General features: G+C 62.4%; 9 protein-coding genes and 1 tRNA gene. 5 read left to right on the forward strand and 5 right to left on the reverse strand.

Annotation, left to right across the window (positions count from 1 at the left end):
• Positions 1 to 543: 543 nt before the first annotated feature.
• Together FGL95_RS26970 and FGL95_RS26975 are read left to right on the forward strand one after the other, a co-directional pair.
• Positions 544 to 8520, forward strand: coding sequence for an amino acid adenylation domain-containing protein (locus FGL95_RS26970; protein ID WP_338080044.1), 7977 nt, complete (start codon positions 544 to 546; stop codon positions 8518 to 8520).
• Positions 8521 to 9726: 1206 nt separating this feature from the next.
• Positions 9727 to 10623 carry a slipin family protein gene (locus FGL95_RS26975; protein WP_169593208.1) on the forward strand — a complete coding sequence of 299 codons (897 nt, stop codon included), beginning with the start codon at positions 9727 to 9729 and terminating at the stop codon, positions 10621 to 10623.
• On the opposite strand, the gene FGL95_RS26980 is transcribed toward FGL95_RS26975, so the two are convergent.
• The 3 genes from FGL95_RS26980 to FGL95_RS26990 form a co-directional block, all read right to left on the reverse strand.
• The gene (locus FGL95_RS26980; RefSeq protein WP_169593209.1) at positions 10584 to 10979 is read right to left on the reverse strand and encodes a PPOX class F420-dependent oxidoreductase; all 396 of its coding nucleotides are present in this window, start codon (positions 10977 to 10979) and stop codon (positions 10584 to 10586) included. The genes FGL95_RS26975 and FGL95_RS26980 overlap by 40 nt on opposite strands.
• A 679-nt stretch (positions 10980 to 11658) precedes the next feature.
• Positions 11659 to 12675: a YncE family protein gene (locus tag FGL95_RS26985; RefSeq protein ID WP_169593211.1), complete on the reverse strand. Its 1017-nt coding sequence runs from the start codon at positions 12673 to 12675 to the stop codon at positions 11659 to 11661.
• A 172-nt stretch (positions 12676 to 12847) separates the two neighbouring features.
• A complete protein-coding gene (locus FGL95_RS26990) occupies positions 12848 to 13021 on the reverse strand; it encodes a hypothetical protein (RefSeq protein WP_169593212.1) in 174 nt (57 codons plus the stop codon).
• Between the two features lie 886 nt (positions 13022 to 13907).
• Here FGL95_RS26990 and FGL95_RS26995 point away from each other — a divergent pair.
• Positions 13908 to 15623, forward strand: a complete 1716-nt coding sequence (locus tag FGL95_RS26995) for a recombinase family protein (protein WP_240963342.1) — start codon at positions 13908 to 13910, stop codon at positions 15621 to 15623.
• Here FGL95_RS26995 and FGL95_RS27000 read toward each other — a convergent pair.
• Positions 15605 to 15690: transfer RNA gene (locus FGL95_RS27000), tRNA-Leu, on the reverse strand. The genes FGL95_RS26995 and FGL95_RS27000 overlap by 19 nt on opposite strands.
• 114 nt (positions 15691 to 15804) lie before the next feature.
• On the opposite strand from FGL95_RS27000, the gene FGL95_RS27005 reads away from it, so the two are divergent.
• Positions 15805 to 17133, forward strand: coding sequence for a M20/M25/M40 family metallo-hydrolase (locus tag FGL95_RS27005; protein WP_169593216.1), 1329 nt, complete (start codon positions 15805 to 15807; stop codon positions 17131 to 17133).
• A 21-nt stretch (positions 17134 to 17154) separates the two neighbouring features.
• The gene (locus FGL95_RS27010; RefSeq protein WP_169593218.1) at positions 17155 to 17685 is read left to right on the forward strand and encodes a YbhB/YbcL family Raf kinase inhibitor-like protein; all 531 of its coding nucleotides are present in this window, start codon (positions 17155 to 17157) and stop codon (positions 17683 to 17685) included.
• A gap of 62 nt (positions 17686 to 17747) precedes the next feature.
• Here the strand turns inward: FGL95_RS27010 and FGL95_RS27015 are convergent, their stop codons facing one another.
• Positions 17748 to 19580, reverse strand: a complete 1833-nt coding sequence (locus FGL95_RS27015) for an AMP-dependent synthetase/ligase (protein ID WP_420838094.1) — start codon at positions 19578 to 19580, stop codon at positions 17748 to 17750.
• Positions 19581 to 19610: the final 30 nt, after the last annotated feature.

The raw sequence follows: 19610 nt of genomic DNA on the forward strand, positions 1-19610 counted from the left end.
ATCCCGAAAGCGCGGCGCGCTCGAGTGGTTGTCCGGCAGTCGACCGATGAGATCCTCTCGTCTTTGGCCTGACACAGTCGAGACAGGAAGCGCCCGACCAGACGCGACATGCCGCAGCGTCTGCCAGGTCGCGGTCCATGTCGATGTTGCGTCCGGGGCGGATTGCGATGTCCTGGCTGTGGAGGAGGATGTCGATGAGGGCCCGCAACAACGCCAGACATCAGCGAAGCGGTCATGCGCGCCGGGTCTATATTCCGTCGCGTCCTAGCCCCCCGTGCAACTGCACTTCGCATAGGGCGATGACCGGTTCACCCGGGCGAACGGTGGCTGCGTTCGAGTTCAGCACGGAACGTCCCGGGGCGCTGGCCAGGCCTGCGGGCCGCAGGTGAACTCATTGGCCACCCATTACGTGATAACGGCGGGAGCCGTGCAAGAACCGGTCCACCGATTCACGATGACTGGCACTCAGCGGCTGTGGACTGGAGCTGTTGACCCCGCTGGCCGATGAAGTTTCGGCGAAGTGGGTAGTTCGGGAGGGTGGTTGTGCACAGCGGGCATAGGGAAGCAAAACAGCCGGTCCACGCGGGTACTCATCTCCCGCGCGGCGAACATCGATCTCGAGGGGCGTTGGGCGATGGCCCGCCAGAATTCTTCCCGCTGTCTTCGGCACAGCGCGGGATGTGGTTTGCCCAGCAACTAACCCCGCAGGTGCCTTTTACGATCGCCCAGTATGTCGAGTTACGTGGGGAACTGGACGTCGAGTTGTTGCGGGCGGTTTCACGTGCCGTTGCCCACGAATTCGAGTCGGCGTTCTTGCGTTTGATCGAGGTGGATGGCGAGCCATTGCAGATGGTCGACCATTCGATCGACTATTCGATGTCCCTGATCGACTTTCAAGGCGAGTCAGATCCGCGGGCGGCGGCACAAGCGTGGGTGCAGAACAACTACTCGACTCCGCTGAACGTACGAGTCGACCTGTTGTTTCAGTCGTCGCTCCTGCAGGTCGGGCGCGACCACTATCTGTGGTACTGCAGGGGTCATCACGTCGCGGTAGACGGGTTCGGCGCAATGACGATGCTGAACCGCGCTGCGTCGCTGTATACGGCCGCGATCGAGGGTGACGTCGTCGCTCCGAGCCGCGCAGCGGACTTGCGCACGTTGTGCCAGATTGACCAGCAGTACCGCTCGTCGAGCAGGTTCATCGCGGATCGGGCGTTCTGGACCGAGCACCTCACTGGAATCAGTGCATCGTCGACGCTGGCCAACACTTCGCCTGCCCCCGCGGCGGGATCCAGCAGCGTCGAGAGCACAGCGTTGTCGGAGGAAGCAGCGCGCGGACTAGAAGGCGCCGCAACGCATTTGCGGGCGAGCCCGGCAGCGGTGGTGATCGCGGGGTTTGCTTTGTACGTCTCGCGGATGACCGGCAAAGCAGATGTTCAGATCAGCATCCCGGTCTCGGCGCGAACCACCAGCGTGCTGCGCTCGTCCGCGGGCATGCTGACTAACGTTGCGCCACTGCGACTCCGTGTGCAAGCCGACGACCTGGTTGGTGACCTTGTGGAACGGGTCCAACTCGAACTGATGGGCGCGTTGCGGCATCAGCGTTACAGCATCGAGGACATTCGGCGTGACAGCCCCACGGCCGACATATCCTCCGGCCTCCTGGTCAATGTCATGCTTTTTCGCCAGCAGATCCGGCTTGGTTCGCTCATGGGTGAATTTCACATCGTCTCCTCGGGGCCGGTCGACGATTTGCTGGTGAACGTCTACTACAGCGGTACTCCATCGCGGACGGTCGTCGACTTTCTGGGCAATCCCAACCGCTATTCCACTGACGAATTGCGTACCCATCACCGAGGCTTTGTCGAACTGGTAGAGGAATTCAGCACAGCGGATCCGGACACGCCGCTGGCCGATATTCACGCCCCGAGCGCGGCCGCCGAGGCGCGTGCTGTCAAGGAATTGGTTGACCTGAGCTATTGGGTGTCGGTGTTGTCGGGGGTGGCGGATGTGTTGGCGTTGCCGACGGATCGTCCTCGTCCGATGCGGCGGTCGTTGGGTATGGGTGGGGTGGGATTCGAAGTCGGGGACGGTGTGCATCGTGGAATGGTCGCGTTGGCGCGTACCCACGATGCGACTGTTTTCATGGTTGCTCACGCCGTATTGGCCGTGCTGCTGGCCCGGTCGTGTGGCACGGCGGACGTGGTGATCGGTACGCCGGTTGCGGGTCAGCGTGGTGCGGTGTCGGACGAGTTGGCCAAGACGTTCGTCAATGCGGTGGTGTTGCGTACGGCGATCGATGCGGCGGAGTCGTTTTCCGATTTGTTGGGGTTGGTGCGGGAAACGGATCTGGGTGCGTTCGGTCATACCGAGGTTCCGTTCGAGCGGGTGGTGGAGGCGCTCGATCCGGCGCGGTCGGCGGCGCGGTCGCCGTTGTTTCAGGTGATGCTCGTCTGGAAGAACGTGGCCACGACGGGGTTGGACCTTGACGCGACGGCTGCGCAGTTTGACCTGCAGTTGACCTTGGTTGAGCATTTCGATTCCGGTGGTGCACCGGTAGGGATTGTGGCCGAGTTCGGGTATGCCACCGATCTGTTCGATGCGGCGACGGTGGCCGGTTTCGCGGAGCGGTTCGGGCGCATCCTCGAATCCGTTGTGGCGGATCCGGCTATACCGGTCGGCGACGTCGAAGTTCTGGGGGCTGTCGAGCGCGAACGGATCCTGGCGTTTGCGCGTGGTGGTGGGGGAGTGCCCGCTCGGTTGTGGCCGGAATTGTTGTCGGATGCCGTCGTGATCGATCCCGACGCGATCGCACTCTCGTGTGCGGGCATCGACGTTTCTTATCGTCAACTCGATGACCGGTCGAGCCGATTGGCGCGGGTGCTGATCCGGTACGGGGCGGGCCCGGAGACTTGTGTTGCGTTGGGATTGGTTCGGTCGATCGAGTCGGTGCTGGCGATGTGGGCGATCGCCAAGTCGGGGGCGGCGTTGGTGCCAGTGGATCCGAACTATCCTGCAGAACGGATCGGACACATGCTGGCCGATTGCGGTGCGGTTGTCGGTGTCACGGTCGGCGCTCGGCGCGCCCAGTTTCCCGACGCGTTGCCATGGCTGGAGCTCGATGAGGAGGGTTTCGAGGAGCAGTTGTCGTCCTGTTCGGCGGCGGGGGTCACCGACGCTGATCGCTTGTCGCCGTTGCGGATCGATAATCCGGCCTACCTGATCTATACCTCTGGCTCGACCGGAGTGCCGAAAGGCGTGGCGGTCACTCATCGTGGGTTGGCGGATCTTGTTTCCGAGTTGCGCGACTGCTTCATGGTGACTCCACAGGCACGGGTGTGTCACAGTGCGTCGCCGAGTTTCGACATTGCGGTCTTCGAGATGATGATCGCCGTCAGTGCAGGGGCCACGCTGGTGATCGTGGAGGCATCGGTCGGTGGTGGCGAGGATTTGGCGCGGGTGCTCCAACGGGAGCGCGTCACGCACGGATTTCTCACGCCGTCGGTGTTGATGACGGTCGATCCCGCTGGGCTCGAAGCGTTCGGCACGCTCATGGTCGGTGGGGAGGTGTGTCCGTCAGAGTTGGTTGCCCGGTGGGCACCGGGGCGTCGGATGCTCAATGGTTACGGTCCGACTGAAACAACGATCATGTCGAACCACAGTGGCCCGTTGAAGCCGGGGGAGCCGATCACCCTCGGTGGACCCACTCTCGGGTTCGGTGTGCGAGTGCTCGATTCTCGTTTGCATCCGGTGCCGGTCGGGGCGGTCGGGGAGTTGTATCTCTCTGGTCCCGGTTTGGCGCGTGGTTATCATCGACGTCCGTTGTCGAGCGCGGCTCGGTTTGTAGCGGACCCGTTCGGTGGTGTCGGTGCGCGGATGTATCGCACGGGTGATGTGGCGCGGTGGAATGCGCGTGGACAGCTGGAGTATGTGGGGCGCAGTGATTTTCAGGTCAAGGTGCGTGGGGTGCGGGTCGAGCCCGGTGAGATCGATGCGGTGTTGGCCCAGCATTGCGATGTCGGGTTCGCGGTCACGGTCGCGCATCCGGGTCCGTCGGGGGAGACCGCTTTGGTGTCCTATGTTCTGCCGATTCCGGGTGCAGGGGTCGACACCGTCGAGTTGACCGCGCATGTGGCCGGGCTGCTGCCGGCACATATGGTTCCGGCGAAAATTGTAGTGCTGGAAGAGATTCCGCTGACCCCGGTCGGGAAACTCGACCGAAAAGCGCTTCCGCCACCAGAATTCGGTCCGTCGTCGGTGTTCCGGTCGCCGAGCAACCCGACCGAGCGGGCCGTTGCCGACGTGTTCGCCGCGGTGCTCGGCGTCGAGCGTGTCGGGAGCGATGACAACTTCTTCGATCTGGGCGGTAATTCGCTGACCGCCACCAGAACGGTCGCGCGCGTCAATGCGGCACTCGGCACTCGTATCGGGGTACTGGAGTTGTTCGACGCGCCCACGGTGCAATCGCTGGCGGTGTGCGCCGACAGTTTCGACTCACGAGGGTCGCCACTTCCGCTGCTGACGCCGAGGGATCGTCGCGATCCGGTCCCGGTGTCACTTGCCCAGGAAAGAATGTGGTTCCTCAACCAATTCGACACGAGCTCCGCGGCCTACAACATTCCGATCATCCTGCGGCTCTCGGGTGCGCTCGATGTAGAGGTGTTGCGGATGGCGGTCGCCGATGTCATCGAACGGCATGAGCCGCTGCGGACCGTCTACCCGTTGTCGGATCAGGGGCCGATCCAGGTCGTCCTTCCGCTCGCGCGGGTTGACTTTGGTCTCTCACCCATTCCGGTATCCGACCATACGGTTCTCCGAGAAGGGATTACCCGTTTGATCTCGGACGGATTCGACGTCACGGTGCAGGTACCGTTGCGTTTCGGATTGTTCGAGGTGAGCGATGCAGAGCATGTGCTGGCCGTGACGGTTCACCACATCTGCGGCGATGGGTTCTCGATGGGGCCGTTGGCGCGTGACGTTTCGGCCGCCTACCGCGCACGCATCGACGGAAAGGCCCCCGGGTGGGAACCGCTTGCCGTGCAGTACGCCGACTACAGCCTCTGGCAGCGCGAGCTGCTCGGCTCCGAAGAGGACCCGGGCTCGGTGATGTCCACCCAATTGAGCTATTGGGTATCGGTATTGTCCGGCGCGGCAGATGTTTTGGCATTGCCCACCGATCGTCCACGCCCCGCGCGGCGGTCATTACGCGGCGCTGGTGTGCGGTTCGAGGTTGGGGCGGATGTGCATCGCGGCATCGTCGGATTGGCGCGTGCCCATGACGCGACTGTGTTCATGGTGGCGCATGCGGTGTTGGCGGTGTTGTTGGCCCGATTGTGTGGCACTGGGGATGTGGTGATCGGGACGCCCGTTGCGGGTCGGGGCGTTGCGGCTTTGGATGAGTTGGTCGGGATGTTCGTCAATACCGTGGTGTTGCGTACCGGCATCGATGCGGCGGCGTCGTTTACCGAGGTGTTGAGGCTGGTCCGCGAGACGGATCTGGGTGCGTTCGGTCATGCTGACGCGCCGTTCGAGCGTGTGGTGGAGGCCGTGGACCCGGCGCGATCGACGGCGCGGTCGCCGCTGTTTCAGGTGATGCTGGTGTCGCAGAGCGTGTCGGTTACGGGTGTGGACTTGCCGGGCGTGGCTGTCGATGTGGTGAAGGTCGATACGGCGTCGGCGCAGTTGGACTTGCAGTTGGTGTTGACCGAGCATTTCGACTCCGGTGGTGCGCCCGCGGGGATCGAGGCGGAGTTCGGTTACGCGACCGATCTGTTCGATGCGGCGACGGTGGCGGACTTTGCAGAGCGCTTCACACGCATCGTCGAGAGTGCGTTGACGGATCCGTCTGTTGCGGTCGGTGACATAGAGGTGCTGGGTTCTGTTGAGCGTGAACAGATTCTGGCCTTGGCGTGTGGAGGCGGGGGAGTGCCTGCTCGGTTGTGGCCGGAATTGTTGTCGGATGCCGTGGTGCTCGATCCCGACGCGGTCGCACTCTCCTGCGCGGGCGTCGACGTTTCCTATCGTGAACTCGATGACCGATCGAACCGGTTGGCGAGGGTGCTGATCGAGAACGGGGCGGGGCCGGAGAGGTTTGTCGCGTTGGGGTTGCCCCGGTCGATCGATTCGGTCGTGGCGATGTGGGCGGTCGCGAAGTCGGGGGCGGCGTTGATGCCGGTGGATCCGAATTATCCTGCCGATCGGATCGGACGCATGCTCGCTGATTCCGGTGCCGTGGTGGGTGTGACGGTGTGGGCGCGTCGCGCCCAGTTTCCCTCCACGTTGCCCTGGGTGGTGCTCGACGAAGGGGGCTTCGAGGAGGGGTTGTCGTCGTGTTCGGGGGCTGTCGTCACCGATGCTGATCGGTTGTCGCCGTTGCGGATCGATCATCCGGCGTACTTGATCTATACCTCGGGCTCGACCGGGGTGCCGAAAGGTGTGGCGGTCACTCATCGTGGGTTGGCTGATCTGGCTGCCGAGTTGCGGGATTGTTTCCTGGTGACGTGTCAGGCGCGGGTGTCTCATTGTGCGTCACCGAGTTTCGATATTTCCGTATTCGAGATGATGATCGCGGTCAGTGCGGGGGCGACGTTGGTGATCGTAGAGGCGTCGGTTGGTGGAGGGGACGATTTGGCGCGGGTGCTCGATCGTGACGGTGTGACGCATGGCTTTCTCACGCCGTCGGTGTTGATGACGGTCGATCCTGCTGGGCTCGATGCGTTCGGCACGGTGATGGTCGGTGGTGAGGGGTGTCCAGCAGAGTTGGTGGCGCGGTGGGCACCGGGGCGTCGGATGCTCAATGGGTACGGGCCGACGGAGGCGACAGTGATGTCGAATCACAGCGCGGCGATGACACCTGGGGAGCAGATCACTTTGGGTGGCCCCACTTTGGGGTTCGGTGAGGTGGTGCTGGATTCGCGTTTGCGTCCGGTGCCGGTGGGAGTTGTTGGAGAGTTGTATTTGTCCGGGCCTGGTTTGGCGCGTGGCTATCATCGGCGTCCCGGGCCGACGGCGGCGCGGTTTGTGGCGAACCCGTTCGATGGTGTGGGTGGGCGGATGTATCGCACAGGTGATGTGGTGCGGTGGAACGCGCGCGGCGAGGTCGAGTATGTGGGGCGCAGTGATTTTCAGGTCAAGGTGCGGGGGTTGCGGGTCGAGCCTGGTGAAATCGACGCTGTATTGGCGCGCCATGATGATATCGGTTTCGCGGTGACGATGGCACAGCCTGCTCCATCAGGGGAGATCGTGTTGGTGTCTTATGTCCTGCCGATTGCGGGTGCGGAACTCGACAGTGTCGAGCTAACCGCGCACGCGGCGGGGTTGTTGCCTGCGCATATGGTTCCGGCGAAGGTTGTTGTGCTCGAGGAGATTCCGCTGACTCCGGTGGGCAAACTTGACCGAAAGGCGCTTCCGCGTCCCGAATTCGGTTCGCCGTCGTCGGCGTTTCGGGCGCCGAGGAATCCGACGGAGCGGGCGGTTGCCGAGGTGTTTGCGACGGTGCTCGGTGTCGAGGATGTCGGTATCGACGACAACTTCTTCGATCTCGGCGGTAACTCGTTGAGCGCCACCAGAATGGTCGCACGAGTGAAAACAGTGACAGGGGCTCAGATTCCGGTTCAGTCGATCTACACCAACGCGACGCCGGAATCGTTGGCGAGACGAATCGACAATGACAGGCCGGACGAGATCGAACTCGACGTTCTCTCCGCGGTCGCCGTCGTATTACCCATGCGCACAACGGGATTGAAAGAACCACTGTTCTGCATACATCCGGCGATCGGCCTGGCGTGGTGCTTCACCGGTTTGGTGCGGTATCTCGATGATGATCAGCCGATCTACGGCATACAGTCACCGGCACTGACTGATCCTGCCCGCGCCTTCGATTCTTTAGAGGATTTGGCGCACTTCTATGCCCGACAGATTCGTGCCGTCCAACCGTGCGGGCCATATCACCTGCTTGGCTACTCCGTGGGCGGTCAGATCGCGCATGCGATTGCTGTCGAGCTGGGTAGCGACGGTGACGAGGTGTCCACATTGGCAATAATGGACAGCCTCCCGACTTCCGCCACTGATGTGCAGATCCAGATGCCCACACCCGTCGAGTTGCTCGCGGAGTTCGGTGGGCAGATCGACCCGAGGCTCGACAATCCCGACATAACGGTGGAACGGGCGTCAGAGCTGTTGCGTCGGAAGGGGGGTCTGTTCGCAGAGCTGACCCCAGCCCGCCTCGACACCTTGTATGGCAGCTACACCTGGCTTGTCGGGCGGGCGCTAGAACACCGGCCGTCGAAGTTCGACGGTGATCTGCTCTTCTTCAGTGCCACACCGACACCAGATCGCACGGCAAATGCCGCCGCTGCCTGGAAGGACTACGTCGCCGGCCAAGTACTCGACCATAGGATCGCGTGTCGTCACGAACGGATGACCAGCCCCGACGGGCTCGAATTCATCGGTCCCGTCCTCGCAAAATATCTCGACGCGTCGCGCAGGAGGGTATTGCGACCAACTCGCGACGAGCGATGACCATGACGTGGCCGCTACCAGGGCTTCGAGGACGATCCGCGCGTCCCGTCAGTTTCCTGAAAAAGGCTTGCGAAAGACCTATCGGCTCGTTGGGACGACGTCGAGCTCTCGATCTGCTCCGAATGTTGCGACGCGTGTCATCCCACGTGTGATGCACTGGGTCAACTCACTGTTCGCCCGGTGACGATCCCGGCGAGTCGTGGTGCAACTTCTCGCCAAGCAGATGGCGCTACCAGCGTGGTTCCTCGGCTGCTCGGCCGCGATGTTCGGAATTGCGTGAGTGTCACATCGTGGCATACGTGCCTGTCATGAGGCATTGGCTCACGAGCGGGGTCGGTGCGACCATAACCATGGTGAGCAGCGCCCCTGAGTCGCCGTCGGCCGCTATGCGGTCTACGAGAACGAACGCTGCGTGAATGGGTCAGCTATCGTACTGCCAAACGAACTGGCCGTCGACCTACACCATGTAGGTGATTCGGCCGAACGCCGACCCGGTCAGCCAGGAGTACTTGCCGCTGTCCTTCTCGATTTGAACGACGTATCGTCCGACGTCGACGGTGTAGGTTTTCACGCGATCCCACGCGTTACAGTATTCGAAAAACGTTGGTACCCTATCGACTTTGATCGAGACGAACGCGAGAGCAAACGGGTTGTGGGTGAAGTCGACGCGACGCGACACCCCGCGACCCACTTCGAACGCAAATTCCATATTGAGAGACCCCTTCGCCACGACCCGCCCTGATTGCCACCGCTCGCGGCATATCACGATGGTCCGCGAGTGGACGCTGTGTGCACCAGACATCACAGGGGTGGGCATTAGCACCCCTCAGGTCGTGAACAGGACGATGCGCAGCCGCCGCAAACGGCGAATGTCGGCGTAGCCCTTGTCGTTCAGGCCAAGAACTGCACCCGGAAGATTCTGAGGCGGCCGGTACTACGCGCCGATCGGGTCGAAGGCATTTCCGGTCACGACTACCCGATTCCTGGTGACCCTCGGGACGAACAGGTGTACGTAGTGCAATCTGTGTTGACGCTGGTCGGGCCCTTACGCCTTCTCGACGAGGTGTCCGGGGATGGGTAGCGGCAGGGGAGCGCAGCGCAGACAACGAAATGGCGGGTTCGGTGGGTGTGGGGGACCCACCCTTGGGTCAGTGTGTGCGAGGGATCGTCGGCGCATCATTGTCATATTCCAGAGAAGGAGTTTCGATGGCCGCCGGTTCGATCATCGTTTTGTTAGTTTTAGTAATCGCGTTGCTGCTCGTCTCGCGAACCATCCGCGTGATTCAGCAGTACGAGCTCGGCATCGTCCTCCGGTTCGGGCGCGTGCTGAGTGCACCTCGCCGGCCGGGGCTGACGATGATCGTGCCTGGTATCGATCGGCTGGTGAAGGTGAACACCCAGACGATCGCGGTTCCGGTGCCTGCTCAGGAGGGGATCACCCGTGACAATGTGTCGGTCCGGGTAGACGCGGTGTTGTATTACCGGGTCATCGATCCGGTCGCTGCCGTTGTCGCAGTGCAGAATTACCATTTCGCCATTGCGCAGGTCGCGCAAACGTCGCTGCGTTCGGTCATCGGCAAGAGCGATTTGGACCATCTGCTGTCGAGTCGGGAGCGCTTGCACGAGAGCCTCGAGTCCTTGCTCGAAAGCCCCGCCCTGGGATGGGGTCTGCACATCGATCGCGTCGAGATCAAAGATGTCACCCTGCCCGAATCGATGAAGCGGTCCATGTCGCGACAAGCCGAGGCCGAACGCGAACGACGCGCACGCATCATCACCGCCGATGGCGAACTCGAGGCGTCTCACAAGCTGGCCCAGGCCGCGGCAACGATGGACTCGACGTCAGGAGCGCTGCAACTTCGGCTGCTCCAAACGGTCGTCGAAGTGGCGGCAGAGAAGAACTCGACTCTGGTCATGCCGTTTCCGGTGGAGATGTTGCGGTTCTTCGAGAACGCGGCAACTGTGGCTACCCGCAAATCGAGCGACCAGTCCCTGTCAGCCGCAGGGACAACCGAGAACTCGACGCAACTGAACCAACCGAGCATCAGCTCGGAATCGGTAGATCACGCATCAAGGGTGATGACCACACCTCGATCGGCGTAAGGAAAGGGCTTGCGTTTGATCCAGCCACCCAACTTGGCCAACCCGCGAGTTATTTTGACCTGAATCCCGTACTTCGAGACGACCCGCGCGTACACGGCGTCACGCTCGGCACCGTCGACAACGACGGCGGTCCCACTGACAGGGGTGGTCCCGGCTTTGACAACACCGCGGGAATTGGATGGTTGCAGGAGGACCCGTGGGTTGTTCTTGAGCCGTTTTGTTTTGAATGATGTCGATGAGGTGTAGAAGCCGACTGCGCCGTCGTCGAGGTCGACGATCCACACGGCGGTACTCACCGGCGACCCGTCCCGTTTGTAGGTGGTGAATGAGACATACTTTTCGTCCGCGATTGTCACGCGCGCAGCGTACAACCGCTGATGCCGCGGTGTCAGGCCATCGCTGTCGCGGTGGGTGCGCCGCGGACGGGCATTGTCGTGATTGTTTACCCGTCGCACCAACCACTGTGGACGTTGGTGTCGGTCTGCCCGCGAAAGCAATCGCGATCTGTCGACTCGACAGTGCGCTGGGACGAGTCGCGGTGGCAGCCACGCTCGTTGCGCGAAATCGTGTCTGCCGGTGGTCGGACGTGACGTTCGATTACAGCGCGTTCGGCGCGCAACTCCGCTGCCACTTGAGCGCGGACGACTCAGGGAATCGACATGCCGCGCTCGCGGCGACGTTGGCGCACTGTGGAGGCAGGAATCGAGCGTCTGGCGATTATCGCCGAATGGGAAGCTCGGACTCAGTAACGGGCAATCTTCCGGCTTCGGCTTGGGGCGTCTCTCAGCGGGCCACCGTCTGGATGGCTGCGGCGGCGACGTCGCCGGTGTGGGGCTCGACGTCGTGGACGAATCGACGACGCCTTCAGCGCCCGATAGGACGGACACCTCCCGGCGGACTACCGCGTGATCACCGTTACAACGTTGCCCGGGGAACTGGCGACATACGCTGAGTGCGTTTTGGAATCGACCGCGACCGCGGCCGGGTTCTCGCCGACTTTCAGCGTGGTTGTGATCGTGTCTGTGGTCGTGTCGACTACCGCGAGCGATCCGTCGTAGGCGACCACATAGGCCGTGTGCGCCGCGGAACTATTGCGATACCTTGCGGTATCGAACCTACGGGAAGCGTCGCTACGACGGTTTTGGTTGTGGTGTCGATGACCGACACGGAGTGGTCGCGGTTGTTGCCGACATAAAGACGGTTCGACTTGGGGTCGGCGGTTATGCGGTAGGGCTCGTTTCCGACTGGGATCTTGCTGGTCACGGTTCGACTACGCGTGTCGAACACGGTCACCGCGTTCCCTTTCGAATCCGTGACGTACCCGGTGTGGTTGGCCAGATCGAGCGCTACTTCTACCGCATCTCCGACCGACTCGACCGTGCCGACGACATTCCCCGTCGTCGTATCGATAACCGTGACCGAGTTGCCGAAGTCCGTGCATCCATACAGAACCCGTGCGTCCGGGTCCAAAGCAATGTGCGCGCCGATCTCGACCTTGAAGGTTTTGACGACTTTCCGCTGGGCTGTGTCGATCACCGATATCGCGTCTCGGGCACTGTGGGCCACGAATGCGGTGTGCGAGCCGGGGTCGAGCACGATCCCGCCGGGCGCGTCCTCGACCTCGATTTTTGCCAGGACAACGTTCGTTGAAGTGTCGATCACGTACACCTGACCGGGATCATGCTCGTCGGTGATGTATGCGAGGTGTGCATCCGGATCGACGACGACTCCTGCTGGCCACTCGACCGCCACTGTTGCCGTTACCGTCGGTGGACCGAGGTTCGTTGCGGCGTCGGCCTGGCGTTCGTTATCGCGGCTGACATACCAGACGCCGCCTGCGGCGAGCGCCAGAACCACGACAGCGGCCAATGCCCCGACGATGTACGGTCGCTTGCGTCGGCTCTGTTGCGCGCCCAACGGCGTTTGCTCGTCGTCGACCCATAGTTGCCAGCCAGGCGGTGCCGGCGGCCATGACCGATCCGGCTGCCAATTCTGATCAGGTTGCCAGCCAGGAGGTGGTGCCGGCCAGTTGGGCGGAGGGTTGTATCTCATGATCGAGTCTTTCTCGCTGCGGATCATTCGGTCGTGCTGTACTGCCGCCGAGCCAGCTCCACTCCTCGCTCGGCGCGCTGTCACCCGTGTTGAACCTACGTTCCGCAGGCGAGTTTGTAGCGAGTAGTGACCTACTCGTTGTGTGTTAGGACGGTGGGAGCGGGGCTGGCGCTCAACCCCACAGCTCGACGACGCGGCAAACGAGCAGATCCGGATGGAGCAGAACGGACGAGACGTGGCCAGTGCCGCGAACTTTCTCTGCGAGTTCGTTCGGCGTGCGCGGCGGTTCTTGCCGTAACTGCTGCATACGTTCGATGACCCACGGCGGCAAAGGCGTTCGCTTCAAATTGAAGCCCTAGTGCACGAGACGGACGGACTGAGTTATCTCGATGTTCGGTCGATCCCTGAACTTGAGATCTTTCTGAGCAGTGGACCCAGCGCAGTGTGTCTCGCAGCAGCATCCATCAAAGATTCAGCGAGCCGATCGTCCGCGCGCCCTACATTTGAAAGCGCAATGGAAGTATTGCCGATTGGGCGACGCGGCAGCGCACCCCAGTGCTCGATCGTCGCTGCTCCTGCCGCTCTTTGCGCCCAACACACATCGCAATATCTCTTAATCGGCTGGTCGTAGCATTGGACAGCTGATCGGGCGCCGTGCCCAGGCGTCTGCCGACATCCTGAGGCAAGTGACTGCTGGTATGTCTCCGACAACCTCCACCGCCGCGTCTGGTCCACAGAGCGTCTGCAGCACGATCAATCGTGACGATTTCCCGGCAAACGTCTCAAACATCAAAATGCTTGTCTACCTCGATTGTTCAGAATCTGTTGGCAATGGCGATCAGGTAAACGTCAGAAATGCCGACCTAATAGACACCGACAAGGTGCTGCGAGCGTGGCTGCGGGGAGGACCGACTGCGCAGCCCCCAGGTAACGCGTTATGGAGTTCACCGTCGTCAACTTCCGACCGTCAGCGCCGCGGGATGGACTAGGTCGTATGTCGGGACAAACGCACGCAAAGCCAAAGCGCACTACGCGTGGTGAGACTGCGGCGTCGAGCGCGTCCAATGGAACCATCGTACGCTGTCCAGCACACCCGCCGGAGCTGAATCCGACTGCAGCTCAACTGCTTCTGCGTATTCTGCGACGGGCCGAACAACTGCGCAGCACTGCGGCATAGTGCAAGGATGAATGGTGTGGCGGACGAGGGCAACGATTGGGCGACGCTTGACGAGTTGCTGGGCGTCGAGGCCGTCGACGTGCCAGACGAGGGCATTGGACCGATCGCGTTTTACGGGCGATGCTCGACCGAAGATAACCAGGACCCGGAGACGTCACTCGGCTGGCAGCTCGGTAACGCCCGCAAGTTTGTCGAGCCGCTTGGCGGGAAGGTGGTCGCGGAGTTCTTCGATGTTGGGCAGTCTCGCTCCGTGCCGTGGGAGCGCCGAGACGAAGGACGAAGACTCCTCGCCGACCTGAAGAATCCAGACCGCGGCTGGGACGCGCTGGTCGTCGGTGAAGGTACGAGATGTTGGTTCGGGAACCAGTTTTCGCTGATCGCGCCGAAGTTCGCTGCGTACGGAGTGGACCTGTGGGTTCCGGAACTCGGCGGCAAGTTCGACAACCGCAATCCATCGCACAAGATGTTGATGAGCGTGCTTGGCGGAATGAGCGAGTCCGAGCGGCAGCATGTTCAGGCGCGGGTGCGTGCGGCAATGGACGCTCAAGTCGTAAACGAGGGACGACATCAGGGTGGTCGGGCGCCCTACGGTTATGTCGTCGTCGATGGAGGAACTCATCCGAATCCTCGCAAGGCGGCCGAAGGCTACAGGCTGCGTGTGTTGGCGATCGAGGACGCGTCTGCCGATGTCGTTCGGCGCATCTTTGCCGAGTACCTCGAAGGCAGCGGCGATCGTGCGATCGCCGAACTCTTGAACCGGGAGGGAATCCCGTGCCCGTCCGCGCGGAGGCCGGATCAGAACCGACATCGCCTCGCTGATGGATGGCAGCACACGTCAGTGCGCGCGATTCTCGAAAACCCGAGGTATACGGGGTACGCGATCTTCGGTAGGTGGACAAAGCACGAAGTGCTCCTTGATCCCGACGATGTCGCGGCCGGCCACGTCGTGAGGTTTCGCAAGTCGCCCAAGGAACGCATTGTTCGATCTCGAACGCCGGCACATCCGGCGATCGTCACGGTACAAGAATTCACGGAAGCGCAGTTGCGCCGTCGTGCCCGTTCCGCCGGTGGAATGCGCGCGATGGCACAGCTCGATCGGGGCCGAAATACGAACGCGGCTGGAAGAATCTACCTTCTGCGAGGCCTGGTCCGATGCGGTCTTTGCGACCGCAAGATGATCGCATCGCCGATTCGAGACGGCGTCTACTACCGCTGCCGCGCCCGCGAGATCGTGCCGGGGTCGCCTCTCCTCGAGGGGCATCCGAGAACAGTCAACCTCCGTGAAGACCTGTTGGTCGAACCGCTAAACGCGTGGATCGCCGAGCTGTTCGGCCCGAGTAACCGCTCCCACACCATCGAGGCAATGCTGGGGTCGCAAGAGGTGACGCCCGCTGAATTACGACGCGAGCGAGTGAAGCAGCGCCTCGCGCAGGCCGAAGCGAAGCTAAATCGACATCAACGGGCTATCGAGGCTGGTGTCGATCCGGCAGCACTGGTCGATGCAATGAATGGGGCTCAAGCGGATCGAGCATCTGCCCGGGCGGAACTCAATGCAATTAGCGAGACCCGGCAAGTTACAGCAGCGGACCTTGAAGCCATGATCGACTCGTTTGGTGACATCGCCGCCGTATTGAACAGCGCCGAACCCGAGGATCAGATGATGCTTTACCAGTCGCTGAATCTTCAACTGCGATACCTGGTCAACGAACGCGCGGTTCTCGTAACTTCTGAACCGCGTGTACTTAGCGTGCGTGTCCGAGGGGGGACTTGAACCCCCACGCCCGTTAATAGGGCACTAGCACCTCAAGCTAGCGCGTCTGCCATTCCGCCACTCGGACAATGCGCACTCGCGAGTGCGCTCAGCAAGGCTATCTGATTTGCTCTCAGGCCCAAAATCGGCTGGTCAGAGCAGCCTTCCCCACCAATCCATCGCTGGGTGGTAGGAAAGTACGGTGTCGACATTCGCTGAAGATTCCGTGGTCGAGCTAGTCAGTCGTCTGATCCGTTTCGACACGTCGAACACCGGCGAGCTGGAGACCACGAAGGGCGAGCGTGAGTGCGCCGAATGGGTTGCAGCGCAGCTGGAAGAGGTCGGCTACGAGACTGTCTATGTCGAGTCCGGGGCACCTGGTCGCGGAAATGTGTTCGCCAGGCTGCCTGGCGCCGACTCGAGCCGCGGTGCGCTGCTGATCCACGGTCATCTCGACGTCGTACCGGCCGAGCCGGCGGACTGGAGCGTGCATCCCTTCTCTGGCGCGATCGAGGACGGATACGTCTGGGGCCGTGGCGCTATCGACATGAAAGACATGGTCGGTATGGCGCTCGCGCTGGCTCGGCAGTTCAAGGTCGAAGGGACCGTCCCGCCGCGCGAGTTGGTATTCGCGTTCCTCGCGGACGAAGAGGCTGGCGGCACCTACGGATCGCACTGGCTGGTCGACAACCGCCCGGACCTGTTCGAGGGCATCACCGAGGCAGTCGGGGAGGTCGGCGGCTTCTCGCTGACGGTGCCGCGCCCAGATGGTGGAGAACGGCGCCTGTATCTCGTCGAGACGGCCGAGAAGAGCCTCGCGTGGATGCGCCTGACCGCGAAAGCCCGTGCGGGCCATGGCTCCTTTCTGCACGAGGACAACGCGGTGACGCTGCTCGCCGAGGCGGTGGCCCGGCTCGGAAGGCATACGTTCCCCCTCGTGGTCTCAGATTCGGTAGCCGAGTTCCTCGCTGCGGTGGGGGAGGAGACGGGGTTGAACTTCGACCCTGGCTCGCCCGACCTGGACGGAACGCTTGCCAAGCTGGGCACGATCTCGCGGATCATCGGAGCGACGCTGCGCGATACGGCGAACCCGACGATGCTGAAGGCCGGCTACAAGGCGAACGTCATCCCGCAGACCGCGCAGGCGGTAATCGATTGCCGCGTTGTGCCCGGTAGGCAGGCCGAGTTCGAGGCAGAAGTCGACCGGCTGATCGGGCCGGACATCGAACGTGAGTGGATCACCAAGCTCGATTCGTACGAGACGACCTTCGACGGGCATCTGGTCGACGCGATGAACGACGCGATCCTTGCCCACGATCCCGAAGCACGCACGGTCCCGTACATGCTGTCCGGCGGCACGGACGCGAAAGCCTTTGCTCGCCTGGGTATTCGGTGCTTCGGTTTCGCACCGCTGCGGTTGCCGCCCGACCTCGATTTCGTGTCGCTGTTCCACGGTGTCGACGAGCGCGTTCCGGTCGATGCGTTGAAATTCGGTACGCGGGTACTCGAACATTTTCTCTTACACAGCTAAGCCCTAGAAAGGAATCACTGCATGCCGTACAACCCGTACGACGCCCTTCCGCAACTGCCGACCTTCGAGCTGACGTCCGAGGACGTCACCGATGGACAGCCCCTGCCGAACGACCAGGTCAGCGGGATCATGGGAGCCGGCGGTCGCGATATCTCGCCACAGCTCTCCTGGTCCGGATTCCCGCCGGAGACAAAGAGTTTCGCGGTCACGATCTACGACCCCGACGCGCCGACCGCATCGGGCTTCTGGCACTGGGTGGTAGCGAACGTCCCAGGGTCGACGACGTCACTCCCGCGGGGAGCGGGCACCGACGCCTCACTGGGGTTGCCGCATGGAGCACTCACGTTGCGCAACGACGCGGGCCTGGACCGATACGTCGGCGCCGCGCCGCCGGCCGGGCACGGACCGCATCGCTACTTCATCGCAGTCCATGCCGTCGATGTCGCGTCTCTGGAGATCGATGAGAACGCGACACCGGCGTATCTCGGCTTCAATCTGTTCTCGCACGCGATCGCGCGGGCCTACATCGTCGGGACGTACGAACAGAACTAGCCAGCACCGCTCGTGAGTCTTTTAGGAGTCCCTGGCCTCCTAAAAGACTCACGAGGGGGGTGCTACTTGCTGAGGTCGACGACCTCGCCGCTGGCGGACTTGGCGTAGAGCGCCTCGATCTCGCTGGCGTACTTCTCGGCGATCGGCTTGCGACGCAGCTTCATCGTCGGGGTGAGTTCGTCGCCGCCCGGCTCCCAGGCGGTGTCGGAGATGATGAACCGCTTGACCTGCTCGACCCTGGCCAGCTTTTCGTTGCCTGCGCGAACGGCCTTCGCGATGGCGTCTTTGATCTCCTGACGTGCAGCGATCGTCTTGATGTCGGCCTCGGGGATGCCGAGTGCCTTCGCCTGACCAGCTGCCGCGTCGGGGTCCAGTACGACGATCGCGGCGATGTAGGGCTTGTTGTCACCGATCGCAACGACCGGACCGATCAGCGACGACGCCGACTTCATTGCGTTCTCGATGTTGGTGGGCGACATGTTCTTGCCCGACTCGTTGATGATCAGTTCTTTCTTGCGGTCGACGATCTTGACGTAGCCATCGGCATCGATCTCACCGATGTCGCCGGTATGCAGCCAGCCGTCGCGGATGTCTTCGGCCGTCTTCTCGGGCTGGTTGCGGTAGCCCTTCATGATGGTCGCACCGCTGAGCAGGATCTCGCCGTCGTCAGCCAGCTTCAGGTTGACGCCCTTGGCAGGCTTGCCGACCGTGCCGAACTTCAGGTCGTCGCGCAGGGTCATCGTCGACAGGCCGGTGCTCTCCGACATGCCCCAGACTTCCTGGACCACGATGCCGAGGCCGTAGAAGAACTCGAGCGTTTCCTTCGGGATGGCCGATGCACCGGAGAACGCGTAGCGAAGCTGGTCGAGACCGAGTGCTTCGCGGACCTTCGACAACACGAGCTTGTCGGCCAACGCGTGCTGCGCGTTGAGGATCGGGCTGACGCTCTTGCCTTCGATCTTCTTGGTGGCAACGTCGGTGGCGAGGCCGAGTGCCCAACCGCCGAGCTTCTGCTTGACCGGGCTCGGAGCAGCCGCGACCTTCGCTTCGATGCCTTGCTTGACCTTCTGCCACACGCGCGGCACACCGAAGAACACCGTGGGGCGAACGTCGGGCAGGGCGGCGGCGATCTCACGCGGGTCGGCCACCGTCGTGACCTGGATGCCGCGGGCGATGTTGGCGTAGGTGCTGGTCGCGCGGTCGGCGATGTGTGCCGAAGGAAGGTAGGACGCAACCCGGTCGTCGGAGTTGAGCTGCATGATCCCTTCCAAGCTGTCGAGAACGACGGCGAGGTTGCGATGCGTGGTTTCGACGCCCTTGGGCGGGCCTGTAGTGCCGGATGTGTAGATGAGGGTGCAGACGTCGTCGGGCTGGACTGCCTTCCACGACGCCTCGAAGTCGAAGCCTTCCGGTGCAGGCGTGGCTTCGAGCTCGGCGAGGGTGATCGTGCCCTCAGCCTGACCGCCGACAAGCACGATGTGGTCGAGCGGAACGCCGGAGTTACGGATGCGGTCCAGGAAGGCCGGTTCGGTGATGACGACCCGGTTGCCTGCATTGCTGAACAGGTACTGGATCTGATCTGCGGTGTAGGTGTTGTAGATCGAGAACGGCGTCGCGCCCAGATGCAGAGCTGCCGTATCGACCAGGTGGAATTCGGGACGGTTGGTCAACATGATGCCGACCGTGTCGCCGTGGGACACACCGAGTGCAGCGAGGCCGCCCGCCAGCTTCTCGACGCGCTCGGCGTACTCCTTCCAGGTGATCGTCTGGGTGTCACCCACGGTCCGAAGCGCGACTGCATCCGGCCGGAGCTTGATCGTCTCTTGGAAGGCTTGCGTCAGCGTCGTGACGTTGGCGCCAGATTCGTGTTTGAACGAGTTCTCTGTCATGTCCATCCGGTGTGTAGTGCCCGGACGACGGGATCA

The sequence above is a fragment of the Antrihabitans stalactiti genome (assembly GCF_012932915.1).
In the GTDB taxonomy this organism is placed as follows: domain Bacteria; phylum Actinomycetota; class Actinomycetes; order Mycobacteriales; family Mycobacteriaceae; genus Antrihabitans; species Antrihabitans stalactiti.

Bases quoted from the DNA above. Each gene is read 5' to 3' on its own strand.
- FGL95_RS27010 (WP_169593218.1), top strand. From the start codon at position 17,155: ATGCCGTACAACCCGTACGACGCCCTTCCGCAACTGCCGACCTTCGAG.
- FGL95_RS26975 (WP_169593208.1), top strand. From the start codon at position 9,727: ATGGCCGCCGGTTCGATCATCGTTTTGTTAGTTTTAGTAATCGCGTTG.
- FGL95_RS27015 (WP_420838094.1), bottom strand. From the start codon at position 19,580: ATGGACATGACAGAGAACTCGTTCAAACACGAATCTGGCGCCAACGTC.
- FGL95_RS26985 (WP_169593211.1), bottom strand. From the start codon at position 12,675: ATGAGATACAACCCTCCGCCCAACTGGCCGGCACCACCTCCTGGCTGG.